Annotated in this window: 22 protein-coding genes and 2 tRNA genes; 12 read left to right on the top strand and 12 right to left on the bottom strand. The window is 50.1% G+C overall.

What is annotated here, in order from left to right; genetic code table 11:
• The first annotated feature begins 244 nt into the window (after positions 1 to 244).
• The 4 genes from ACO0K4_RS13740 to ACO0K4_RS13725 all read left to right on the top strand — a co-directional run bounded on the left by ACO0K4_RS13740 (position 245) and on the right by ACO0K4_RS13725 (position 2,312).
• Complete coding sequence (locus ACO0K4_RS13740) at positions 245 to 1,153, top strand: pseudouridine synthase (protein WP_422957193.1); 909 nt, start codon at positions 245 to 247, stop codon at positions 1,151 to 1,153.
• A gap of 110 nt (positions 1,154 to 1,263) precedes the next feature.
• Positions 1,264 to 1,340, top strand: a tRNA-Pro gene (locus ACO0K4_RS13735).
• Positions 1,341 to 1,479: 139 nt separating this feature from the next.
• A tRNA-Pro gene (locus ACO0K4_RS13730) sits at positions 1,480 to 1,556 on the top strand.
• A 93-nt stretch (positions 1,557 to 1,649) separates the two neighbouring features.
• Positions 1,650 to 2,312, top strand: coding sequence for a hypothetical protein (locus tag ACO0K4_RS13725; protein ID WP_422957192.1), 663 nt, complete (start codon positions 1,650 to 1,652; stop codon positions 2,310 to 2,312).
• 38 nt (positions 2,313 to 2,350) lie between these two features.
• Here ACO0K4_RS13725 and ribD read toward each other — a convergent pair whose 3' ends face one another.
• Entirely contained in the window at positions 2,351 to 3,451 is a 1,101-nt protein-coding gene (ribD, locus tag ACO0K4_RS13720; RefSeq protein ID WP_422957191.1) for a bifunctional diaminohydroxyphosphoribosylaminopyrimidine deaminase/5-amino-6-(5-phosphoribosylamino)uracil reductase RibD, read from the bottom strand.
• 56 nt (positions 3,452 to 3,507) lie between these two features.
• Positions 3,508 to 4,596: an iron-sulfur cluster carrier protein ApbC gene (gene apbC, locus ACO0K4_RS13715; protein WP_422957190.1), complete on the bottom strand. Its 1,089-nt coding sequence runs from the start codon at positions 4,594 to 4,596 to the stop codon at positions 3,508 to 3,510.
• 334 nt (positions 4,597 to 4,930) lie between these two features.
• Between apbC and metG the strand changes: the two genes are divergently transcribed.
• The 3 genes from metG (at position 4,931) to ACO0K4_RS13700 (ending at position 9,574) form a co-directional block, all read left to right on the top strand.
• Positions 4,931 to 7,009, top strand: a complete 2,079-nt coding sequence (gene metG, locus ACO0K4_RS13710) for a methionine--tRNA ligase (RefSeq protein ID WP_422957189.1) — start codon at positions 4,931 to 4,933, stop codon at positions 7,007 to 7,009.
• 6 nt (positions 7,010 to 7,015) lie between these two features.
• Positions 7,016 to 7,495: a GNAT family N-acetyltransferase gene (locus tag ACO0K4_RS13705; RefSeq protein WP_422957188.1), complete on the top strand. Its 480-nt coding sequence runs from the start codon at positions 7,016 to 7,018 to the stop codon at positions 7,493 to 7,495.
• 255 nt (positions 7,496 to 7,750) lie between these two features.
• Positions 7,751 to 9,574 carry an aminopeptidase P family protein gene (locus tag ACO0K4_RS13700; protein ID WP_422957187.1) on the top strand — a complete coding sequence of 608 codons (1,824 nt, stop codon included), beginning with the start codon at positions 7,751 to 7,753 and terminating at the stop codon, positions 9,572 to 9,574.
• Positions 9,575 to 9,724: 150 nt separating this feature from the next.
• Here ACO0K4_RS13700 and ACO0K4_RS13695 read toward each other — a convergent pair whose 3' ends face one another.
• Both ACO0K4_RS13695 and ACO0K4_RS13690 read right to left on the bottom strand, forming a co-directional pair.
• Entirely contained in the window at positions 9,725 to 11,029 is a 1,305-nt protein-coding gene (locus ACO0K4_RS13695; RefSeq protein ID WP_422957186.1) for an ATP-binding protein, read from the bottom strand.
• Positions 11,030 to 11,080: 51 nt separating this feature from the next.
• On the bottom strand, positions 11,081 to 11,791 hold the full coding sequence (locus ACO0K4_RS13690) for a response regulator (RefSeq protein WP_422957185.1): 711 nt from the start codon (positions 11,789 to 11,791) through the stop codon (positions 11,081 to 11,083).
• 218 nt (positions 11,792 to 12,009) lie between these two features.
• Between ACO0K4_RS13690 and ACO0K4_RS13685 the strand changes: the two genes are divergently transcribed.
• From ACO0K4_RS13685 to ACO0K4_RS13675, 3 genes are all read left to right on the top strand, one after another.
• Positions 12,010 to 13,305 carry a hypothetical protein gene (locus ACO0K4_RS13685; RefSeq protein WP_422957184.1) on the top strand — a complete coding sequence of 432 codons (1,296 nt, stop codon included), beginning with the start codon at positions 12,010 to 12,012 and terminating at the stop codon, positions 13,303 to 13,305.
• Positions 13,306 to 13,408: 103 nt separating this feature from the next.
• Positions 13,409 to 14,209 carry a MipA/OmpV family protein gene (locus ACO0K4_RS13680; protein ID WP_422957183.1) on the top strand — a complete coding sequence of 267 codons (801 nt, stop codon included), beginning with the start codon at positions 13,409 to 13,411 and terminating at the stop codon, positions 14,207 to 14,209.
• Between the two features lie 8 nt (positions 14,210 to 14,217).
• The gene (locus ACO0K4_RS13675) at positions 14,218 to 15,003 is read left to right on the top strand and encodes a hypothetical protein (protein WP_422957182.1); all 786 of its coding nucleotides are present in this window, start codon (positions 14,218 to 14,220) and stop codon (positions 15,001 to 15,003) included.
• 137 nt (positions 15,004 to 15,140) lie between these two features.
• Here ACO0K4_RS13675 and ACO0K4_RS13670 read toward each other — a convergent pair whose 3' ends face one another.
• The 6 genes from ACO0K4_RS13670 to ACO0K4_RS13645 form a co-directional block, all read right to left on the bottom strand.
• A complete protein-coding gene (locus tag ACO0K4_RS13670; RefSeq protein WP_422957181.1) occupies positions 15,141 to 15,911 on the bottom strand; it encodes an SCO family protein in 771 nt (256 codons plus the stop codon).
• Positions 15,912 to 15,921: 10 nt separating this feature from the next.
• Positions 15,922 to 17,136: a YHYH protein gene (locus ACO0K4_RS13665; protein WP_422957180.1), complete on the bottom strand. Its 1,215-nt coding sequence runs from the start codon at positions 17,134 to 17,136 to the stop codon at positions 15,922 to 15,924.
• A 124-nt stretch (positions 17,137 to 17,260) separates the two neighbouring features.
• Positions 17,261 to 17,860: a rhomboid family intramembrane serine protease gene (locus ACO0K4_RS13660; protein WP_422957179.1), complete on the bottom strand. Its 600-nt coding sequence runs from the start codon at positions 17,858 to 17,860 to the stop codon at positions 17,261 to 17,263.
• Positions 17,861 to 17,989: 129 nt separating this feature from the next.
• Positions 17,990 to 18,355, bottom strand: a complete 366-nt coding sequence (locus tag ACO0K4_RS13655; protein ID WP_422957178.1) for a hypothetical protein — start codon at positions 18,353 to 18,355, stop codon at positions 17,990 to 17,992.
• Between the two features lie 939 nt (positions 18,356 to 19,294).
• Positions 19,295 to 19,822: a hypothetical protein gene (locus tag ACO0K4_RS13650; RefSeq protein ID WP_422957177.1), complete on the bottom strand. Its 528-nt coding sequence runs from the start codon at positions 19,820 to 19,822 to the stop codon at positions 19,295 to 19,297.
• Between the two features lie 236 nt (positions 19,823 to 20,058).
• The gene (locus ACO0K4_RS13645) at positions 20,059 to 21,291 is read right to left on the bottom strand and encodes a serine hydrolase domain-containing protein (RefSeq protein ID WP_422957176.1); all 1,233 of its coding nucleotides are present in this window, start codon (positions 21,289 to 21,291) and stop codon (positions 20,059 to 20,061) included.
• Positions 21,292 to 21,840: 549 nt separating this feature from the next.
• On the opposite strand from ACO0K4_RS13645, the gene ACO0K4_RS13640 reads away from it, so the two are divergent.
• Both ACO0K4_RS13640 and ACO0K4_RS13635 read left to right on the top strand, forming a co-directional pair.
• Positions 21,841 to 22,515 (top strand): PadR family transcriptional regulator, encoded by a 675-nt coding sequence (locus ACO0K4_RS13640; RefSeq protein WP_422957175.1) that lies wholly within the window; start codon positions 21,841 to 21,843, stop codon positions 22,513 to 22,515.
• Positions 22,516 to 22,610: 95 nt separating this feature from the next.
• Complete coding sequence (locus ACO0K4_RS13635; RefSeq protein ID WP_422957174.1) at positions 22,611 to 23,402, top strand: siderophore-interacting protein; 792 nt, start codon at positions 22,611 to 22,613, stop codon at positions 23,400 to 23,402.
• 341 nt (positions 23,403 to 23,743) lie between these two features.
• Here the strand turns inward: ACO0K4_RS13635 and ACO0K4_RS13630 are convergent, their stop codons facing one another.
• Both ACO0K4_RS13630 and ACO0K4_RS13625 read right to left on the bottom strand, forming a co-directional pair.
• Complete coding sequence (locus tag ACO0K4_RS13630; RefSeq protein WP_422957173.1) at positions 23,744 to 24,055, bottom strand: hypothetical protein; 312 nt, start codon at positions 24,053 to 24,055, stop codon at positions 23,744 to 23,746.
• A 171-nt stretch (positions 24,056 to 24,226) separates the two neighbouring features.
• On the bottom strand, positions 24,227 to 24,619 hold the full coding sequence (locus tag ACO0K4_RS13625) for a VOC family protein (protein WP_422957172.1): 393 nt from the start codon (positions 24,617 to 24,619) through the stop codon (positions 24,227 to 24,229).
• Positions 24,620 to 24,658 lie beyond the last annotated feature (39 nt).

The following is a 24,658-nucleotide window of genomic DNA, read 5'->3' as shown; positions in this document are numbered from 1 at the left end:
ATGGCAAAACGGTAAAAGTTAAAACCCGCATTTTACCGCCTTCACCTGCGTCAATAAAGCTAATGCGAAAATTCTGACCCGCCGGGAGCTGTCTACATGCAAATCGGAAGTGCGAATAAGTGTCAATACGTCTGAACAAGCCTGAACAAGTACAACTGCTTTCTGACTAAAACAGCAAATCATCGGCCATATTGAAAGTGTTACCATTACCAAATAAATTCAGGTCAAAGCACAAGTACCATCGATGCAAAAAAATCCTCACACCCCCTCTACTTTACCGCTCCGAATACGCCATGGCGTCATGCCGAGTTACCTCTGGCTACCCGAAGGTCAATGGTCAGATTTAATGGAGTTTCTGACTCACCAATTTCCCGATGTCAGCACTCGGCAATGGTTATCCCGAATAGAGAGACGGGAAGTCGTCGATCAGCACGGCTCCGTCTTGCAAGCGGATAGTCCGGTAAAACGCGGTATGTGCATTTTCTACTATCGCGAAATCGAGGATGAAACACCTATCCCTTTTTCTGAGGTCATTTTGTATCATGATGAGCATGTGCTCGTTGTCGATAAACCTCATTTTTTGCCAGTTACGCCGGGTGGTCGTTTTTTACAAGAGACTTTACTGGTGCGCTTAAAAAGGCAAACCGGCAATCAACATCTGACGCCGATACACCGATTAGATCGCGAAACCGCCGGCGTGATTTTGTTCTCACCAACCCCTGCAACACGAGGAGCGTATCAAGCGCTATTTCAGCAAAGGCGTGTTCATAAAACTTATCATGCTTTAGCGCCGCACTTGCCAGATCAAATTTTTCCACTGACTCACCGGAGCCGGATGGAAGACGCAGAGCAATTCTTCGTCATGCGAGAAGTCGAAGGGGAAACCAATTCCCAAACCCGCATCGCCATCATTGAACGCCGAGGGGTCAACGATTTATATGAATTAAAACCGCTGACAGGAAAACGGCATCAATTACGCGTGCACTTAGCAAGCCTGGGAGCACCGATCGTGAACGATACATTTTATCCGGTCGCCCTGCCATGTAAAGGCGATGATTTTTCTGCGCCATTACAATTGCTAGCAAAATCTATCGCCTTCACAGACCCGATTAACGGCGAATATAGGCAATTTGACAGCGCACAATCCCTATGATCCCGGGGACATTCTCTTGCCTGCGCGCTGGTTAGCGCGACGAAACCACAGAGCGCAAGTGTGACAAAGGTGTTGACATCCGGCCTGCAGCGCGATACTATCTTGGTCTTCGGAGTGTGGCGCAGTCCGGTAGCGCACCTGGTTTGGGACCAGGGGGTCCAAGGTTCGAATCCTTGTACTCCGACCAGATTTTAAAGACCGTCAGGTTTATTATCCTACGGTCTTTTTTCAATTTAAACTGTAGTAATCAATAACAGTTTCAATGAATTAAGTTTTAAATTCGCCTCAACAATGAAAATTGACTAGCAGCGAATTAATGTAAGTTTCGGAGTGTGGCGCAGTCCGGTAGCGCACCTGGTTTGGGACCAGGGGGTCCAAGGTTCGAATCCTTGTACTCCGACCAATTTAGAAGGATCATCGAGTTTTGCTTGATGATCCTTTTTTTATTTTGCGGTCACGCCTTCTTCTTCGTCCGCATACTTGTGAGCTTATTTCTATGTTACGACGCCTTCTCGTTTCGCTCATTCTCCTCTCTTCGCCTCTGAGTTTTGCGGCTGGCAGTGCTGACCCTTTGTGGAGTCGCGCCTTAAGCATTACACAAGCGAATCAACCCTATGTGGCTGGCGAGGTTGTCACCGATACAGAAGTATTGGATAGCGACAATCAGAGCCAGGAAGTAACACACAAAAAAATCAGGCTAAGCGGTTGGAAAGACGGACAACCCGTATGGGACGTGATATGGCTGACAGAAGCACAAAAAAGCGGTCTTGCAAATGTGAAGTTCCCGCTAAATATCGCAGAACATCCTGACTACGCTTTATTCAATGGCGAGGTTGAACGTACAGAAAAAATCATGGTCGACAACAGAACCTGCATCGTTTTCCTGGTTAAAGGAAAGCAGAATAAATTATCGTTTAAAGCCAAGGTCCTGATTGAGGAAACCAGCGGAAAACCGGTCAAGGTCGATTACGACCTGGATGGTATTCCGATGACAAAGAGCATGACGTATTCAGTCAATTTCGGTACAGATGAACAAGGTCGCTGGATGCCCGTTGATGCCACCCTGAATGCGAAAATTTCAGTTATTTTTACCAAGTTCAACATCATCAGCAAGCAAAGTTTTAAACAATGGACATCGCGTCCAACCGCCGCATCATAAGCTCGACCTGCTCTGGAGAAGTTTGACACAAAGCAGATTCAGAATCGCGCCAATATCCTGAGAGTATCGCCAATTTGCGTGACCTCATGCAATCTCACTTGCCTCGCCTCGGCGATTTTTTTGAGTTCAGGAAGTTGAAAAAGACCCGCGCCATCACCAAGTATTTTCGGTGCAAAATAGATGAGCAATTCATCTACGCAGCTCTGAGCAATTAAAGCGCCATTGAGCGTGGCACCGGCTTCGACATGTAACTCATTGATCTGTCTGCGCCCCAACTCCAGAAGCAAGGCGGACAAATCCACGTGAGCACCGGAGCCTGGCAAATGCAGAATTTCTGCACCCTTTTCGACAAGCGCCTGTCGCCTGCTCAAAAAACCCGAATCCGCCTCTTTCGCACTGACCAGAACGGTACTGCCATCCTTTAGCAATGCAGCGTCTGGTGATATGCGCAATTGCGAATCAAGCACGATCTTCAGTGGCTGTCGCGGTGTCGTAACAGCACGCACAGTCATCTGCGGATCATCCGCCAGCACAGTACCTATGCCGGTCAAAATTGCATCGGCACGGGCGCGCCACAGATGGCCGTCGTCGCGCGCATCACTGGCTGTAATCCATTTACTTTCGCCATTCGGTAAAGCCGTCCTGCCATCTAGACTAGCAGCGACCTTCATTCGCACCCAGGGCTTACCGGTTTCCATTCGCTTAAAAAACCCGATATTCATTTCCCTTGCCTGCTGCCCCAGCAAACCGGAGTCAACCTGAATCCCCGCCTCATGGAGCATACGCAATCCACGTCCTGCGACTTGCGGATTGGCATCCTGCACCGCAGCTACGACCCTGGCAATACCCGCGTCAATCAAGGCGTTCGCACAAGGCGGCGTACGTCCAAAATGGCTGCAAGGTTCCAGCGTTACATACGCAGTCGCACCGCGCACATCCAGTCCCCGCGCTGCCGCATCGCGCAATGCCTGTACTTCAGCATGTGCCTGCCCAACGGGCTGAGTCCAGCCTTGACCGACAAGCTGCCCGTCTTTGACAATGACACAGCCTACTTTGGGATTGGGCGACGTAGCAATGGTGGCGCGGGAGGCAAGCTCCAGCGCCATTTGCATGTAGTCAATATCAGCCAGACCATTCATCTCAGCAATCGTCCGTATTCATCAGGGTCTGCACTAAGGTTCGAGAGTTCAAGGCTTCAAGTATTTTGCACGGTAATGGTCGGGAATTTGCTGGTCATATCTTTCGCTTTTTCCGCAACTTTGATCGCCAGTTTGCGGGCGATCTCTTTATAAATCAGCGCAATCTTGCCATCCGGATCAGCAACCACCGTTGGCTTGCCAGAATCTGCCTGTTCACGGATTGCCATCGTTAATGGCAGGCCGCCGAGGAAATCAACCCCGTATTCAGCACACATCTTTTGACCGCCGCCTTCGCCGAAGATTGACTCTGCATGACCGCAATTGGAGCAGATATGCGTACTCATATTCTCCACAATACCGAGAATAGGGATACCGACTTTTTCAAACATTTTTAAACCCTTGCGCGCATCAAGCAAAGCAATGTCTTGTGGCGTGGTTACAATAACAGCGCCCGTGACCGGCACTTTTTGCGACAAGGTCAATTGCACATCACCTGTACCTGGTGGCATATCAACGATCAGATAATCGAGGTCACGCCAGTTGGTCTGCTCCAGCAACTGCTGCAAAGCCTGTGTCACGATAGGACCGCGCCAGACCATAGGCTCATCAGGATCAATCATGAAACCAATACTCGACACTTGCAGACCATGGTTTTCCAGAGGTTCCATGGTTTTGCCATCAATCGTCTCTGGACGACCCGAGATGCCCATCATCATCGGCTGCGACGGGCCATAGATATCGGCATCGAGAATACCGACAGCAGCGCCTTCAGCGGCCAGCGCCAGCGCCAGGTTGACTGCGGTCGTTGACTTGCCGACGCCGCCTTTGCCAGACGCAACCGCAATGATGTTCTTTACATTCGGCATCAATTTAACGCCGCGCTGCACTGCATGCGCAACAATTTTGACATACACATTGACGCTGACATTGCCGACACCTGCAACGGCACGGACAGCATCAGTCACTATGTGACGAATCAGATCCATCTGACTTTTAGCCGGATACGCCAGTTCAACATCCAGCGTGACATCTGTACCAAGCAGTTGTATATTTTTTGCGGACCGGGAGGACACCAGGTCTTTATTGGTATTCGGGTCTATCACCAGGGACAAAGCGGTTTTAATATCTTCTACTGTAACAGTCATGCAAATCTCCATTGAATTTTCGCCAGTCTAGCGCAAAACGCTTATCAGAACCGTATAGCCCTGTAGTGCAAGCAAGTTTTTACGTGGGTCCCAGCTTCTTAATATCGTACAATCCAAAACAGACTGCGCACTATCCATGCGCCTCTCCAGACACAAATCGCCTGTCAGTCGCGCCAGCATTGCGGATTAGTCAATTAGAGCAGATTATAAAAACGGTACAGCAAGGCAATTCAGCGTGACTTGCAGCGCACAGGATCCCAACTCCCTCGTCCTGCCCCTGCTTTCGCTGTTAAAATACATGCCCCTTGTTTGTTTAATTAAAAGACCATCAACCATGCGCAAGCTGTTCGTTACCACCGCCCTTCCCTACGCTAATGCACCGTTCCACCTCGGCCACATCATGGAATACATCCAGGCTGACATCTGGGTCAGGCATCAGCGAATGTCGGGTAACGAAGTGCATTTCGTCGGTGCTGACGATGCCCATGGTGCACCTATCATGATCGCAGCGGAAAAAGCGGGTATCACGCCGCAAGAATTCGTCGCGCGGATTGCCGCTGGCCGCAAACAATATCTGGACGGTTTTCATATCACTTTTGACAACTGGCATTCTACTGACGGACCGGAAAATCATGCGCTCTCGCAAGACATTTACCGCAAACTGAAAGCTGCCGGCTTTATCACGACAAAAACAATCGAACAGTTTTTTGATCCGGTCAAAAATATGTTCCTGCCGGATCGCTATATCAAAGGCGAATGTCCGAAATGCGGTGCCAAGGATCAATACGGCGATTCTTGTGAAGTCTGTAGTGCTGTGTATGCGCCTACCGAAGTCAAGAATCCCTACTCCGTATTGACTGGCGCAACGCCGGTCATGAAATCCTCAGAACATTTTTTCTTCAAATTATCGGATGCCAAATGCGTTGAGTTCCTGCGTGAATGGGCCCTCAAAGACAATCGCCTGCAATCAGAAGTCGCGAATAAATGCAAAGAATGGCTGGAGGGCGATGGCGGTCTGGGTGACTGGGATATCAGCCGTGATGCGCCTTATTTCGGCATCGAAATTCCCGATCAGCCGGGGAAATATTTTTACGTCTGGCTGGATGCACCGGTCGGTTATCTGGCATCCCTGAAAAACTATTTTGGCAAAATCGGACGTGATTTCGACGCGTTCATGGCAGACCCGACGACGGAACAGATTCACTTTATCGGCAAAGACATCACCTACTTCCATACGCTGTTCTGGCCTGCGATGCTGAAATTCTCTGGCTACAAAACGCCGGATAATGTGTATGCACATGGCTTCGTGACCGTCTCTGGCGAAAAAATGTCGAAATCCCGTGGCACTGGCATTTCCCCTTTACGCTATCTGGAAATCGGCATGAATCCGGAATGGCTGCGCTATTACTTTGCGGCCAAACTCAATGCCAAGGTCGAAGATCTGGATATGAATCCTGAAGATTTCGTCGCTCGCGTGAATGCGGATCTGATCGGCAAATATGTGAACATCGCCAGCCGTGCCGCAGGATTTATCACCAAGCGTTTTGACGGCGCAGTAGTCACTGACTGGGCGACAGCGGACGATACCTTTATCAATCAGCTGCGCAAAGTCTCCCCGGATATTCAGGCTTATTACGAGGCGCGTGACTATGGCAAAGCCTTGCGTGCCATCATGGATCAGGCTGACATCATCAATGCCTATGTTGATGCGAATAAGCCTTGGGAACTCGCCAAACAAGCAGAGAACGATGCGAAGTTGCAAGAAGTGTGTAGCCGCTTGCTGGAAGCATTCCGTATCCTGACGATTTTCCTGAAACCAGTATTGCCGCAGCTTGCCACTCAGGTCGAAGCACAATTACAGATCGCACCGTTGCAATGGTCGGATGTCGCCACACCGTTGCCGCATCTGCATAAAGTACTGCCGTATGTCCACCTGATGCAACGTGTCGATATCAAAATTTTCGATCAATTGTTCGATGCACCTACCGATGTTGCTGCAGCGATCTCTACAGCAACGACAGCAACAGAAACTGCAACGGACAGCAGTATCACAAGCATCGAAGAACTGGCGCCAGAAATCAAGATCGACGACTTTGCCAAAATCGATTTGCGCATCGCCAAGATCGTCAACTGCGAACATGTCGATGGTTCGGACAAATTATTACGCCTGACGCTGGATGTCGGCGAAGGCCGCACCCGCAATGTGTTTTCAGGTATTAAGTCTGCGTACCAGCCAGAACAATTGATCGGCAAATTCACTGTGATGGTCGCTAATCTGGCACCGCGCAAGATGAAGTTCGGAATGTCCGAAGGCATGGTACTGGCTGCGTCTGCTGCCGATGAAAAAACCAATCCGGGTCTGTACATCCTCGAAGCCTGGCCAGGTGCAGAGCCTGGTATGCGGGTACGTTAATCTGCCATGGAAATTGTGGTCAGAGAAGCGACAATGGACGATGCGCAACTGATTGCTCATCTGACCCGCTCTTGCTGGGCCGGCAAAGTTGCCCCCGGCTCTACAGGTCATCATGAAGACAGCGAGCGCGTCACCGGCGATCTGATGCAAGGTGGCGGCTTCATTCTGCTGGCTGCGGAGGAACCCATCGGCTCTGTCCGCTGGCTGCCTCTTGATACCGATTCCGGCACCTGGGAAATCATGCGTATGGGTGTGTTACCGGCATTTCGCGGTCAGAGCCTGTCGCAACATCTGCTGGAAGCGGTGATCCATGCAGCGCAGACGGCACATGTGGATGAATTGCGCCTTGGCGTGCGGGTCGATCAGCCGCGCCTGCTTGATCTTTACGCCGCCTATCAATTCGAAGTGGCACCAGAGCTTGAATACTCGCACGCCAACCCCAATGAACCCGCACCGAATGTCATGCGTCGTTATTTGCGCAATTGAGCTGATTCATTCGCCGTATTTGAAGAAACACGGAACAAACTTGGAAATTGCTTTTCAGGCGCGAAATTAAATATATCTACGATATACTTACATTCTTGTTTGCCTGTGCTTACTGCTCACTTGGTACTTACTTACCGGTGTTAGCGCTTAAGTACTACCACTTGTATGCCGTAATTTGCTTCTATTCGTTTTGTTCGATTTTGATTCACTCGACTCCGCACCACCATCACTCACCATTCACATTGCGTCGCTCACATGAACAGTCCACTCAGCCCAGCCGCCGTCACCTCACCGATTCCTGCACGCCTGGTACAACTGCGCGCCGCCATGCAGACAGCCGGTCTGGACGCCTACATCATTCCGTCGGCAGATCCGCATCTGTCTGAATACTTGCCGGGACACTGGCAAGGTCGTGAGCATTTTTCAGGATTCACCGGCTCTGTGGGCACTCTGATCGTGACTGCGGATTTCGCTGGACTGTGGGTCGATAGCCGCTACTGGAGCCAGGCAGAACAAGAGCTGGCACCGACCGGCATACAGATGATGAAAATCGCATCGGCTGCGGCCACCCTGCACATAGACTGGCTGGCGGCGACCATGCAAACCGGTCAGACCGTCGGTGTCGATGGCGCAGTTTTAGGACTGGCGACTGCCCGCCTGCTGGAGCAAGCCTTGCAAGCCAATGGCACCCGGCTCGATACCAGTAAAGACTTGCTACAAACGATCTGGCCAGATCGTCCGGCCCTGCCGCAAGCCGCGATCTTTGAACATCTGGCACCGTATGCAGTGGTCAGCCGTCAGGACAAACTTGCACTCGTACGCGAACAAATGCGTGCAAAAGCCGCCGACTGGCATTTCGTTTCAACCGTGGACGATATCGCCTGGATCTTCAACTTACGCGGCTCCGATGTAAGCTACAACCCGGTGTTTGTCGGCCATGCCCTGATCAGCCAGGACAGTGCTGCGCTGTTTGTATCCAATGGCAAAGTTCCCGCTGCACTGGTTGAAATACTGGCAAAAGACGGCGTCTATATCGCAGATTACGCCAAGGCATCCGGCGCATTGGCAGCACTGCCTGCAGGCAGCAGTTTATTAATCGACCCGCGCCGTATTACGTTCGGTTTCCGTCAATCGGTACCGGCATCGGTCAAAGTGATCGAAGCGATCAATCCCTCGGTCTTTGCGAAATCGCGCAAGACACCGCAAGAGGCGCAATTCGTGCGCGAAGCGATGGAGCAAGACGGCGCTGCGCTATGTGACTTCTTTAGCTGGCTGGAAGCATCTCTCGGCAAAGAACGTATCACTGAACTCACGATTGATGAGCAGATCACCGCCGCCCGCGCACGTCAGCCGCATTTTGTCTCGGCAAGTTTTGGTACGATTGCCGGCTTCAATGGCAATGGCGCCATGCCACACTACCGCGCATTGCCTGAATCTCACGCCATCATCGAAGGCAATGGCCTTCTGTTAATCGACTCTGGCGGCCAATACCTGAACGGCACGACAGACATCACACGCGTGGTGCCGATTGGTGTCGTTTCTACCGAACAAAAACGTGATTTCACGCTGGTATTAAAAGGCATGATCAATCTGTCGCGTGCGCAATTCCCGCGAGGCACATTGTCTCCCATGCTCGATTCGCTGGCACGTGCGTCGATCTGGGCAGAAGGCATCAATTACGGTCATGGCACAGGTCATGGTGTCGGCTATTTCCTGAATGTGCATGAAGGCCCGCAGTCGATTTCCGGCGCGATGCCAGAGCCGCATACCGCGATGGAAGCGGGCATGATCACATCGAATGAGCCTGGCATTTATCGTTCGGGAAAATGGGGAGTGCGTATCGAAAACCTGATGCTGAATATCGCTGGTCACCAGGGTGAGTTCGGCGAGTATCTGAAATTCGAAACCATGACCCTGTGTCCGATTGATACGCGCTGTATCGATCTGTCGCTGATGCGTGATGATGAAATTGACTGGCTCAATGCTTATCATGCGACGGTACTGCAACGCCTATCGCTGCGCGTCTCCGGTCCAGCCAAGTCCTGGCTGGAACAACGTACGCAAGCAATCAGTAAATAATTTGATTGAAATATTTGATTAAGCTGTCAGGCGAACATCGCTGACGGACATTAAGGTCGTATGAGGCTGTGAGGCTATAAATCAATGCCATCAGCGTCATGCGACTTTTATTTTTGCGGCCTGCTGAGTCCTCATTTCCAGCGACAACCGTCACCGCAGGGACACAATAAATTTCGCCCCACCCAGAGCAGATTCTTCTACAACGACGCTGCCACCATGTAGCTGTATCGCCTTTTGCACAATTGCCAGCCCCAGGCCAAAGCCTCCGGTGTGCCGATCACGACTACGATCAATCCGATAAAACACATCGAAAATCCTGCTACGCTCAACAACGGGGATACCAGGTCCATTGTCTTCGACCGTCATCATTATCTGATCGGTGCCAGACCGTTGTGCGGATAGTCGTATGACGCCATTACCATACTTGATCGCATTGTTCAGCAGATTACCCATAGCCCGCAACAGCAAGCGACGATCGCCGTTCAACTCACCCAGATCACTGGCAAGTTCCAGCTTGATATCCTGACCTGTCAATTGATGTTCCATCGCATGCAAACAATCCTGCAACATACCGTCGATCGCAAATGACTGACGCTTCAGGGCATGTTGCTGATCAAGCTTGGTCAGATCCAGAAGTTCATTCACCAGCGCATTCAGCTCATGAATATCCTCTTCCATCGCCGCGATACGTTTTTCTTGGACTGCCTGCGGTGCATTACGCAATAACTCCAGACCAAATTCCAGGCGCGCAATCGGCGTACGCAATTCATGCGATACCGAATGGAGTAAATTTTTATGCGTCTCCAGCAGCACATCAATACGGCTCGCCATCTGGTTCATGCAATCTGCCAGCGGGAACAGGATAGAGCTTTCGCTAAGCTGAATCCGCGTATTCAGATGACCCTGACCAAATTCATCCGCCACGCCGGATAATTGCTGAAGTCCGCGCCAATGCGAGCGTGACCAGAATGCAATCGGCAACAATAAAAACAGCGCGACGATGGCATAGCGTAGCGCCTCCATCTTCAAGACAACGCCCACGTCAATCGGCAAGTCCCTGGCATGAATGACATCGCCAGCGCTACCTGCGTACTTACTATCATTAAGGTCAACCCGACGATAAAAAGATTTGCTGGCGATATCCAGCACCACCTCACCGCGCTGCAAGGCATAACGCTGATCGCCGTCAAGCGCCGACTGTGCTTGCGGTAGGGGGATCAGGTCTATGTTGAGATTCGATACCTCCCTGACCTTATTCAGGCGCAGCAGCCATTCATCGGCGGGAGCTTTATCCACATATTGTTCTAGCAAAAATATCTGAGCCGAAACCTGGCGTAAGGCGATCTCTTCCAGCGGATCACCAAACAAGCGATTAATCGCAAAATACACAGCAAACGACGCCAGCGTAATCGCCAGCAACACCAGCACGACAAATCGCCAGAAAATCCGGTTCATGATTCTATGAGCCAGATCATGATAGACACAGACACGAAATGCTCATGTCACTCATTCCCAGGCAGAGGGACTGAACAGATAGCCCTCGCCCCAGACTGTTTTAATCCGGGCTGCGGCACTGTCATCAAACTTCTGTCGCAAGCGCGAAATCGTATTGTCGATACTGCGATCAATGCCATCAAATTCTATCCCGCGCATGGCTTTCAGGATGTCATTACGGGACAATACCGTACCCGCCGATTCAGCCAGCAGCAACAGCAATTTAAACTCGGGACTCGTCAATACCACCGTCTGTCCACGCCATCGCACCACACGATCGCTCTTGGCGATACTCAATGCGCCGAAGGCTAACTCCCTGGCTGCAATGATCGCTTGCGCGGTTTGTGCTGATTGCGCAGGTTCAGCGCGGCGACGTAACAAGGCCCGCAATCTCGCCAGCAAGACTCTCGGCTGTACCGGCTTATTGATGTAATCGTCGGCGCCCTGCTCCAGGCCAGACACTTCATCAAAGGTATCCTCACGCGCCGTCAAAATCACCAGCGGTACCTGACTGACGCTGCGAATCTGGCGGCAGACCAGCATGCCATCCAATCCTGGCAGCATCAGATCAAGCACCACGATGTCTGGCTGGCTTTGCTGAAACCGGGCCAAGGCCGTATCACCGCGCTCCACCACATCAACGGTAAATTCATATTCCTGCAAATAATCGACGACCAGTTGCGCGAGTTTCGCATCATCTTCGACCAGCATCAGTTTGTACATAAACGCCTCCAAGCTCCGCATTGTATAAGCGTCTGCACCCGCATGTACAGACGCAAAATCCGCAAAACAACGTCTTAAACCAGCTTGTACAAATTCATGACAATTCAGAGACGTTTCGGAGAGGATTTATTGGATTGCAAAGCCTACCATACGCCCATTGCTTATTTTTAACTCCTATTTCAATCCCTATTTCCCTCTTCCTTCAGGAGTCGTCTCAAGTGAAATCCAGCTACCTATCCCGTCGCCATTCTGACTATAGTGTCGTTCGCCGTATTGGCGTATCTGGCGTATTGAGCGCCATTATGGTGCCGCTGCTGCTCAGCGCTTGCGGTGGCAACAGCGCTGGCGATAACAAAACAACGCTGCCAACCATCAGCGGTACCGCAGCAACAGGTATGGCCATCGCCAGTACCGATGTCAGCGTCAAATGCCGCACCGGCACAGGAACAGGCAAAACAGGGAGCGACGGCAGTTTTAAAGTGACAGTCCCGAATGGCACACTACCCTGCGTATTGGAAATCACCAATCCAGCCGACAACCGCAAGCTGCATGCCATCAGCATTACCGGCGACACCGCGAACCTCACCCCGTTGACTGAATTACTGTCAACGCGTCTGATGCGTGCTGACATGAGCACGATATTCACCAGTTTCGATGCGAATAGTGTCGCAAAAAACGTGACCAGCACCAGCATCAAGACAGCGCAGAATGATGTCACTACCGCGTTAAAAGGGATCGTCGATACAAGCACACTGGCAGATTTTTACAGCACCCCGCTCAAGCCTGCGACCAGCGCCAGCCCCAATGGTGGCGATGCGCAAGATAAATTGCTGGACGGATTAAAAGCTAGATTGACCAGTGCGCAATTCACACAAACTCTAAACTTACTGAGCAAAGCGGAAGCCACAGGACAGCCACTGGCTAACCCCGACACAAGTTTTATCCCGACCCTGGAGATCCAGCCAGCCAATGTCAGACTCGCCGCCGGCACCGCACAGAGCTTCAGCGCCGCCATCAACTATCCTAAAAATGTCTACTACCTGCGCCAGCCTGTAAGCTGGAAAGTCATAGAAACCGATGGCGGCAGCATCGACATCAACGGCCTCTACACGGCACCCGTCAAACCCGGCGTGTATCACGTCAAGGTACAGCGCGACGACTTCCCCAGCCTGAGTGTGCAGGCCACTGTCACCGTCGAAGCCAGCAGCAATTTCAACTTCATCCCTGAACTGAAAGTCCCTTTAAAAACCCTGACACTGAGCGCCGGTGCCCGCTACCATTTCAGTGCGTCAATCAACTATGCTCCCAACGTGTTCTACCTGGTAGAGCCGATTACCTGGAGTGTGGTCGAAGCCGACGGCGGCAGTTTTAATCTGCCTTTGCCCGCCGATTTTGGTCTGGGCGAAATCGGTATGTACTACACCGCACCGCAAAAACCCGGTGTCTATCACGTCAAAGTACAACGCACAGATTATCCGGATCTGAACGCCCTCATCGAGGTTACCGTGCAATAAGATGGGCTACAGGTATTACAATGTCGATCCTGTGCCGATCTGTGACGGCACAGGATCGACACTTTCCGTATTACCTGAGACGAGTTGAATTATCTGATCCGACATGAAAAAATTTTTGCTCATTGCACTCACTGCACTATCCGGCCAATCATATGCGCAGTCGCTCGCTGCCAATGTGATGCCGGACGGTAGTCGTGATATTTTTGTCGGTCTGGCAGTTGCTGCCGCGCCAAATTACGAAGGCAGACAGGAACGCAAGGCGACCCTGATGCCTATCGTACAGATGCAATGGAGTAACGGGGTTTTTATCGCGGATCCTTATACGGCGGGCATGCATTTATCACCGACCCCAGAGATGGAATTTGGTCCGCTGCTACAGTATCAACCCGGCCGCACTGCTAGCGAAGCGGAAAAAGCTGCCGGTGGCAACGACATCAGTGCTGCACTCAACGCCGGTGGATTTTTCAATTACTACCTAAATGACAAACTCAGGCTCAACACCAGCCTGCTCCATGCGAATGGTGGCGGTTTAGTAGCGAAGCTTGATCTGCAAAAAATATTTGGTCAGATCGTCCCTCACCATACGCTTGCTGCCTCCGGCGGAATCGTCTGGGCAAACCGTGATTACACTGAAAAATATTTCGGCATTTTGCCAACGTTACTGCTCAGCGGATCTGGCAGCGAAGGCTTCTCACCGACGAACAAAACCAGTACAGACTACAGCGCATCTGCCGGAATAAAGGATATACATCTAGGAGTTAACTGGAACTGGGAAATCAGCGCCAGTGTATTACTGACCTCAGGAGTCTCTGCCGTGCATCTGACCAACAGTGCCGCCCGCAGTCCTCTGGTCAGTCAACGCAATTACCTGACGATACACAGCGGTTTAGCTTATCGTTTCTGATGCCAGCCATGATCACGACAACCTATTCTCTGCTACTCACCTTACTGCTCACCAGCGGAGTGGTTGCTGCGCAGACGCCTGCTGTGATTGGAGTAGCAGGTGCCGCGGGTACGGTGGGCGTGGCAAGCTCGACAGACATCGCGGGTAAGCAGGTATCGACGGAAGAAAATGAATGGATCAGCTACCGCAATACCTACCGCGCCATGATCTGGTTTGAAAAATATGGCAAACCCAAAAATTTCATCCAGCAGCATTACCGCTTTATTCCTAAAGAAAAAAACGCCAGCGTAGAACACCTGACGCTCAGTCTGCGTAGTCGTACCCTCCAGCTCGACCTGCCGCTGGACGCCTACGGCCGCGCCAGTATTCCTTTGATGAAAACGGCTTATGATGAAAATGCCGAACTCAGGTTAAACCGTAAACTCGACGCCTATACCCGCCAGCCCTGGATCTCCCTCATCAGCCGTCCCGACGGTCTGTACGACGCCAGCGATTTACGCACAGCCTGCAATCAGGCACTCGACTACCTGCGCTACATCGGCGATACCAGCGTCAATAATAAAAAATGCACCGGAGTGAAATTCACCTACCTGCACACCGCCGCTGACGTCATACTCAAATTCAAAAGCACAGGACAATCATCTACCTGGGCAGAAGTCACTGACAAGCATGGCGCAACCATTACCAATGTAGGTAACTACAAATCCATCACCTACCAGTTCGCCGCCTGGTCACAGCAAGGCCAAATCCTGAGCGCCACTGCACCACTTACGATTGATCCGGTTTTTGAATAAGATCGGTATTAAGAGTATTACAAAATCAAAATATGGAATCCGCGGTATCCATGCGCCTTCTGGCACGATATGCCTTGGAGAAGCGCATGGATAGTGCGGATTGTATTTCAGTTTTACGACTTATCCAGAATGAACATCTATATTTTCTGGTCTGACATTTCTACGCTCAATCGCTCAAAATCAGCACGCATACGTAGCAATTCTATCGTGCTGCTTGCGTCGTACACACCACGAATTCGTCTGTCGGTATCCAGCAAAAATACCCGACCTCCGTGCACAGGTTCACCATTGCTTTCTCTCAGGCGGATATCTGTTTTCAGGCTGTGCGCAAAGCGCTCAAGCTCTTTGGAATTTCCGGTCAGTAGAGACCAGTTCGCAGGCAATTGAAGGCGCTTTGCATAATCGGCTAGTTGGCCTGCGCCATCCAATTCAGGATTAACCGTAAGCAGTAGAAATTGTGGTTGCACTCCCGTTCCGCCCGCAACTACGATACGGTTAAGCTCACGCAATACTTCGAGCGAGACTGGACATAGACTCACACATCCCGCATAGAAAAATCCTACAAAGCTCGGTCTTTTCTCCAACATATTCTGACTCATCGGTTCGCCGTGCTGATCGATCAAATCAAACTTTACCGTACGCTGCCATGAGGACCATTTATCCCACCGCGGCTGAAAATCTGCGGTGTGGTAAAACGGCAGCGAGTCGTAATTCAAGGCATGTTGTTGAGACTGGAAAGCACCCGTTACATACGCTGCCAGAACAACCGCCGCCAATACCGCCAGCAGCAGCAACCCAAGAGCACAAAAGAACCGGGACAACAACATGCGGCTTATGGATAGGGGTCGCAACAAGCTAGTGATAGCAACGCCAGTATCAGTAGCGTGATCGTCAGAAGTACATGGCATGGCGCACTCATCAATGAATAGTGACGGGAGTTCCCTTAAAGCAGCCAACGGTATAGGGGAATTCCTTGGTCTGGTGATAATGGTATTGATTGACAGTGACACCATTGACCGTGATCGCATGCGTATGGCCGTGGCATTCGTCCAGATCAGCATTGCTTATGGCCTTACCATTTTCACCTTGGTTTCCGTAGATACCAAATCCATCCGCGATATAGCCGACCAGAGGAGAATGCTGCCCGACCTGATCTTTTTGACTCAGACAACTACTGATGCTGTGATGATGGTATTGACCGGTGCGCTCAGGATGTCCCTGACAAGCGTCTTGCACCTCCCAGGCAACCGCGTCACGATTCGCACCATCGTCCGCATTGTATAAACGCGCTCCGTCCAGCAAGACACCAATCGCACCTAAGCCTGTACAGGTTGGGCTTGCTGCCACAGTAGGATTGGCAGGTAAACCCCAGGCAATCGTAGCCGTCTGGATGGAATTAGGGTTTCTGTCGTAAGCATATGCCGGGTCTGTACTCGCAATCGGAAATTTACCCGTCGGTGTTGAGGGCAAACCATTTCCGCTGATACCCAGGTTACTGCCCAGAGTGACCGCAAAACTTGATACCCAGCTGATCGCCCCCTGGACACTGATTTTACTCAAAGAACTCCAGGTGACACCATCGGAATTAAACCACGGCCCTTTAGAAGTGGCGCCGCCACTACCGACTGCAGAATAGCAAGTGTAGACATAACCGACCGCTGGCGCGCTACGGGTAAATTTACCATCGCCGACCGGGAGCTTGGCAGGATCAACACCCGTGACGACACTGACCACCGGACTAGCGCTGACGCTGGGTGACGCCAGACTATTACCAGCAGAATTAGTCGCAACGACATTGCAGGTGTAGGTCGTACCATTCGTCAATCCTGAAATCAATATCGGACTACTGACAGCAATAGCAGTTCTGGCATTGCCGTTAGCAACACAAGTCGCCAGATAACTGGTAATCACCGCTCCGCCGTTGGAGGATGGGGGGTTAAAACTGATCGTCAACAAAGCGTCTCCGGCCTTGATCTGGCTAATTGCGGGAGTGCCCGGCACAGTCACCGACGTGGAGGTGGAAGTGGAGGTCGATGTTGACGATGATGTAGTAGTGGCTAAACTTCCGCTGGAGCCTCCACCGCAGGCAGCAACAGTCAGCGTCAGTATCGCTGTTCCAATTATGTTTTTCATAGTTACTCCTGATCAAAAAAGATTTATCAGGCTTCACTTTAAAATGAAAATATGGAGGAATGATGAAGATCGCCAGTATAAAAATGTGCGAATTTATCCCAAAAAAATTCAGCTACAGAGATGGTCAGGCATCACCCCGCGATGCTGGCGTAATGCGATTGAATAACGTAGCGAAAGCCATGCCCGCCAGAAGGCCAAAACTATGACCGGGTTTGAATGTGCCGCTGACATACACATCCAATGAGATTTGAAACATCACGATAGCCGCACTCAGGTAAACGACATACCGCAATGATGAAAAATGCCGGTAAGCCAATAAGGTAAAGCCACACAAGGCCATCAGCGCCTGGGACGCACCAGAACCGACGAGACCTGGGTGAAGCAGCACGCCAAAATACTGACCTGTTGTCCCACCACCAAGATAGATGACGGCGAGCGCAGTACGACCGGATATCCGCTCAACCGCTGAGGCAAGCAAGTAGATGCTGGCAAGATTAACCAGCATATGAAGAAAGTGAACGTGGAGGAACTGGGACGTCAAGAGCCGCCACACCTGCCCGCTTTCAAACGTGACTCCATCGACAGCACCGACTTGCAAAAGGAGTGAGGATCTCTGCGACTGAAACGCATGTAGGCCTAAACGACTAGCAACGACGAACCAGGCGAAAAGTGAGATAAGCACTAGCGTGAGACTCAGCAGCGGAAACTTGGAGTGCGTCTTCATGTTGAGAATAACGACTGACGTGCCAGGTGAACGAATTCCAGTGACATAGAGCGTTTGGCCCGGAATAGAATCAAGCTCAAGGCCGCTATGCCTTTAAAAGTCTGCTTGATTGACAGGTTCAGCAGCATGTCAGGATTTCGACAGCAGATAAATAGCGAACGCCGCCACAAAGCTCGACGCGATTGATGCCAATACCGAAAGCACATGACGCGTTGCGCCGGACTTGCGCATATAGACAAGCAGATGAAACGGTGCAGCAAGACAGCAGCTTATAGGCGCCGTAACATAGATCGCAATAACCAGGTACATCCCAACGAACTCATGGGCCGAATCCGGTGCCTGCTGCGCGATGTAGATCTGCATCCCTATCCAGCCCAGAAACAAGGCAAACACAAAGCAGATAACCGCATGAAGAGCCAGATGTTTGAGTGCAAGTGCAGCGAACTTCCAGCGAGACGACCGCTCTGCGTTTGGGGTGGGTGATGAGTGCTTCATAAATGGTGCCTAACATTTGAGGCGAGGAACGGACAAGAGTGCTAGCCCTTGGACATCCGAATTACTTGAAGGATTCAGCATTCGCACCTCGCGTAGCCGCCCAGATATTTACAACTTTTGAACTAGATATCACATCGACTATATCTCGCAAACTACCAATCTCTAGACATAGTGGCGCGCGCCTGCCAGTGGTAAAGACGAACCGAAATTCATTCTGATATGAATAGTCCAGGAACTTGCGGAATGGATCCATAAAACCATCGTAGGTCTTACGTTCGACATATTCCACCGAGCCTTGTGTCACAGTCCAACTCGACATAGCCGCGACTCGACGAACTCTTTAACATCGGAGATAAAGACTGCAACGTTACCGAATTCAAGATTCCGTTCATCGAACTCATCTTCCGGGCGGTCTGTCAGCATATAGAAGCAGAGGATGTTTAAATTTGAAATATCGTCTCTACGAAAACTGATCGGATTCTGCACGCCACCAATTGGAATCCAATTACCTTTTGAATCTTGTATTGTGACTTCAAGTACTTGCCTTGCTTCCGTGGCTCCGTCGTGTAGATCTGACCGAACGATGTCGCTTTGAGCGAGTTGGGAGAAGTACGCGCATGTATTTAAATAGAAGCTTCCGTTAAGGAAATTTTCTACAAACTTTTCGGGAAGCAGCTTGACTAGTGCTACTCGATATGACATGGAAACCCTTAAGTGACCAATACAACGGTGAACGGATGATCTTCCACAAATAAAAAATACTGAATCGCATCACGACCAGTGTGCAGCGGCGATTAAGCTTTATTAATCACCTGCACGGGCAGGCCATTTCAATATAGCCATCGTTGCGTGAAACATTAAAATTATTTAGGCACGAACTGAATTTTTAAATCTACGAAAATACTCGCGATTAATGAGGTCTAATTACTATTACTACGGTCATGCCTTCAAATGTAGGAACTCATAGAACATATCGTCCAGTTCACTCAAGCGCTTATTTAATGCATTCATTACCTCAGTTCTTTTCTTGCTAAGTTCAGTTTTCTCGGTTCCACGTTCGAGACCATCTAGTTGGCCTTGCAATGACCCTAAGTTAATTATTTGCAGCCAAAGAGTTTCATTAAGATAGTCTTTAATCTCCTTATTAAATAGCCATTTTGCGCCAGCAATTCCGATTAGAAATTCGCGCTCAATACTCTGGCTTGTCTGCCCGCTCATAACAATGGTTCCGAGTGCATTTCGTACTGCGTTATAAATTTCCAATCGTTTATCGTAAAGGTCGAGTTTCAATTTGTGTCGATTTATTGTCGCTTGCTGATACGCAATCCATATTCCGAGCGCCGCAATAACGGGGGTTACAAACGCAGTCAGCAGCGAAAGCCAACTAGTTTCGGGTTGCTGCAGGAACACCGTGATGAACTGAGGCGCTCGCTCGAATGTCGAGCAGAAGTTTATAGGTTCATTCATAGCAAAATGGTTCACTTTCTAACTTGTTGAAGTTAGGAAATGACGTTAACATATTAATGTAAAATATGCAACACGGTTTCAGTTAACTAAAAAAACTAAACAACCTTGATTCTCAGGTCAATTTCACGAACGTCGGCGATATCAATATAAGCAGTTGGGTAAGTAAAGAAAAAGTTAAATCACATCATCCAAGTTGCCAAGCATCCGCGCAAAAATCTACCTCAATCTCAACCCACTTATTTCACGCCCTCACCTACTGCACAAGCCCCTGGAATATATCCCTCCCACTTCCATGGCGTGTAAGTATCTTTAATCAAAGCCTCCAGTAATTCTTTAAAAATACTGTCGCCATTGGCGCTGTTGCTCATCAGGACAATGCCGATTTGTTTGTCGTCGTAGACGAGTGCATGGTTCTCCCAGCCGTCGTCGTGACCTTCTTTGAAATACGCTTTGCCATAAGGTGTCTGGAACAGTCCCCAGCCTAAGCCGTAGCTCAATTGTATGGCTTGATTGTCCTGCGTTGTCGCGCTGGATAAGGTCGGGAATTGCGTGACCGAGTTGATGGTGATGCCTGGTTTGAGCAGGATGTCTTTGCCCTGTTGATTCAGTATCTTGCCTTGCATCAGCGACTGTATAAATTGGGCGAAATCACTGATTGTTGTGTCCATCGATCCGGCTGCATTCACGCTGCTACGGCGGTTATGTCCCAGGATTTTTTCTTTGTCATCATGACCAAATGCGAGATTTTCATTGAAGTGTTCTTGCCAGGTCATACTAGTGTTCAGCATATGCAAGGGATTAAAAATTCGCTCCTGCATCAGATCGCCAACACTTTTTTTAGTCACCTGTTCGACGATGAATTGAGCGAGGTTGATGCCGTCGCCAGAATACGCATACCGGCTGCCCGGCATGAAGTGGAGCATGAGTTTTTTATCTGGATTCAACCGGCGAAAATTGGCGAAGCCTGCCGTGTGGTTCAGCAGCATACGCAGCGTGATCCGTTGATAGCGCGGGTCATTTGCCAAATCCCGGTATTTGTCGTACTCCGGCAAAGGCTTCGGCAAATATTGCTCAACCGGTTTATCTAGATCAAGAATTCCTTCCTGCACCAGTTGCGCGACCATGGTGGCAAACACCGCTTTGGTGAACGAAGCACCATACATCACACTGTCTACGTTCAGGGGCAGTCGCTGCTCTTTTTGACGCCAGCCAAAACTATTGAGATATACAATTTTATTCTCATTGAAGATCGCAATGCCAAGACCAGTGACGCAAGATCGGGTCATCAAATCAGTCACTGTTTTCTCAAGCGTCTGTACCGGAAGATAGCTGCCATCGAGTGTCTGGATGGCGTGCGGCGTGCTGATAACCTGCGCAGGATCTGCTTCCGTCGCTTGCGCAAAGCGGCTGCTGCAGGCCAGTAGCGATGCACATACCAGCAATATCAGGCGACCTTGATCAAGGTACATAGCGGTCTCTCTCCGATAAAAGATTGCACAAACGAGCTCGCAAGCCAGGCGCGCCTGTTGGCATGAAATGCCTCCAGAAGCCGCATCCAGCCTGCGGGTTCAATATGGGACGTCTAAAAATCCTTTAACCAATACTACAGAACCATTCAATCCTCTACTCTTGCCTTTTCTCTGTGTCTCCGTGCCTCTGTGGTGAGAGGTCTTGATTTTTACGTAAGTCCTATTTCTATCAATGTAATTTTTCAATTCAGAGGTTTTAAAAGTTTCACAAACGAACTCGCAAGCCAGGTGCGCCTGTTGGCATGAAATGCTTCCGGAAGCCGCATCCAGCCTGCGGATTCTATTAATAGCGGCAAAGCAAATTACTATTCTGCGCTGTTTCTGAACAGTTTTTACCTGCATTCCGACAATAACTCATCCCGCCGGTCAACGACAGATCGCAGGACAGTTCACAGCCGAATCATAAAAAAATTTGTATTGCGTCTTGACTTTACCAATTAAAGATATATCATTAAGTTTGGTTCTAACGATATATCTTTAAAGGACAATATGAAACTTTTTGATTCTCTGCGCGCTCATCATGCGCGCCATCACGAACGTCATTCTGGACATCACCATCATAGCGGTCGCCATCATCATGATGGTCATCGCGATCACCATCACTATTTTGCCGGTCATGGCGATGATACCTATGACGATGAACCCGGTGGCGGGCGTATGCGTGGCGGTGGTCATGGGCGCGGACGTGGCGAACGTGCGGAACGTGTGTTTGGCCGCGGCGATCTGCCTCTGATCGTATTGGCGCTGATAGAAATCAGTCCGCGCCATGGCTATGAAATTATCAAGGCGATCGAAGAACGTTGCGGCGGTGCCTATGCCCCAAGTCCGGGTGCGATCTACCCGACGTTGACCTTGCTGGAAGAGCAGGATCAGGTGACGTCATCAGAAAACGCCGCGACCAGCGGCAAGCGTCTGTACGCCATCACCACCGTCGGGCGCGACTACCTGGAGGCAAATCGGGCGCAGGTTGACGGCATCATGGCAAGACTCGATATGTTTGCCCGTGTACAAGCGAAGCAATCTTTACCGGAACGTGTACACCAAGCCATGCATACATTGAAACATGCACTTATGTTACGCCGGGGTAGCTGGAATGCCGCCGAAGCTGACCGCGTAGCTGCCATCTTAGAACAGGCGGCGCATCAAATCATTGATGAAGGCTAGATAAATTATGCAGAGAATATGCACAGAGTAGGAGAAAAATCTGAGCGATATATGACCCCAACTCCATCACAAGCCGATCAGGCTGAGGACAGACAATGACAGAACATTTATACCAGACACAACGCATACGACATGAGCTGAGACTTCGTCTGCTGACCGTATCGCGTATTGAACAATTAAGCATCCATATGCGCAGAATCACCTTCACCGGCGATGCGCTTGATGGCTTTATCTCGGCTGCGCACGACGATCACGTTAAACTGTTTTTCCCAGCAGCAGGGAGTGAGCAGCCGATTCTGCCGCAGTTCGGGCAAGCCGCAGAGGATGATGCCCCGCGCCCTATCGCCAGGAATTACACGCCGCGTCGTTACGATGCGATCAACAGAGAACTGGACATCGATTTTTATCTGCACGGCGATGGCCCCGCATCAAGCTGGGCGACTCAGGCCAGGCCAGGTCAAACCTTAGGCATAGGCGGCCCGCGTGGCTCACTGCTGGTATCTAAGGATTTCGACTGGTACCTGCTGATCGGCGATGAAACCGCCCTACCCGCAATCGCCAGACGATTGGAAGAATTGCCAGTAGAAACAAAAGTCATTGCCCTGATCAGCATCGCAGATTCACGCGATCAGATCCCGCTACAGCATGGCACGAATATGCAGATTGAATGGATCAGGAATAATGATCAGGAGACGACGCTATTAAAGACATTGCAAATGCAAGCTCTACCGGACGGTACCGGTTATGCATGGATCGCCACGGAGCTCAGTCAGGTGCAGCCCTTACGTTATTGCCTGTTAGACAAAGGCATGAACAAAACGCATATTCATGCAGCGAGTTATTGGCGCAACGGGGTCGGTGAACATCATCAGACGCATGATGAGTAGCGCCTGAAAGTAGCTGACCAACCCGTTTGATCTTGATTCGGTCAGTATGAATCAATATCGATCAACATTAATCAACATCAAGAGTGTCCAAGCCAGACGCCAGGACAACTTCTCTCAAACAAGACGTTTAGATCATCTACGTAAATTTTAATATTCACGATTCGCGGAGAAGCGGAATATTAGCGTGTCATTCCTCATTAGCGTTTGTTGATTCTACGGATTATGGTTGTCCTCATAATGACGACATTTTGGTACACGTATCGAGGGCCGATTCAACCGAACGATTGCGTTACCACAGTACTCACAATGCGAATCCATTGATGAAATACCAGGTCAGACAATCATTGATCCACCTCCTCAAGAGCCGCCAGAATTTTGGGATTTTTTTGATACTTAGCACGCATGGTCCTGAGGTCGCGCGCGACATGCGCACACTGGAGCTTACGAAGCTGAGCTGTGACTTCCTGATCGCGCTCACCTTTATCGCCATTGAACTCGCCTGAAAAATAAATGCACGCAACACTTCTCTCGGCTACTTTTCGAGCGTCCTTTGGAAGTTCGGGGAAACCACTTGCGAGGCGATCTATTGCATGAGCAGAACCCAAAGGCAGCAAAGATAAAGATGCGGCGAGCAACAAAGTAGCTGATCTCATGGGCCTACCCTAGCACTGGATCAACGGCTTCATCGGTGACTCAGAATTAAACCGCAAATTATGTTCCATTATTGCCATCCATCAATACATACCGATGCTTACCTATACTTACCAATGCTTTGCGTAATGTGCAATGAAGACATCGATCTAACTTCTTTCAAACAAAGCACCTCAGCTCGCCTGCGAAAAATTTAACTCGACACCGAGCCCTGATGGATCGGTAAGAAATAATTGAACTTGCTGCGTCTCTGGCACTGTATTCACGGTATAAGAAATGCCGAACAATTCAAGCTGCTCTTTGGTCTGCGCCAGATCCTGGCAAGAAAAAGCGATGTGATTAAAATAACCTGTCGTCGCTATTGCATCGGCATCTCCGGCAGATAGCACCGTTGCTTCGGATAAGTGAATGATGCTGTTATCTCCTGCATATAACCAATAGCCATGCGACTGAAATGCGGGGCGATATCCTGTATGTAAACCGAGTACGCTGCAATAAAAATCCCGTACACGTTCCAGCAACTCCGACGGAGCTTTGATATTAATATGGTTAATCGCAGTAATCATGATGTCTCGATATTAGATAGGCGAAGGGATAACAATTTA

The organism is Undibacterium sp. RuTC16W (assembly GCF_049339445.1).
In the GTDB taxonomy this organism is placed as follows: Bacteria; Pseudomonadota; Gammaproteobacteria; order Burkholderiales; family Burkholderiaceae_D; genus Undibacterium.
The sequence above is the reverse complement of the archived record's forward strand: the minus strand, read 5'-3'. Positions and strand labels throughout refer to the sequence as shown.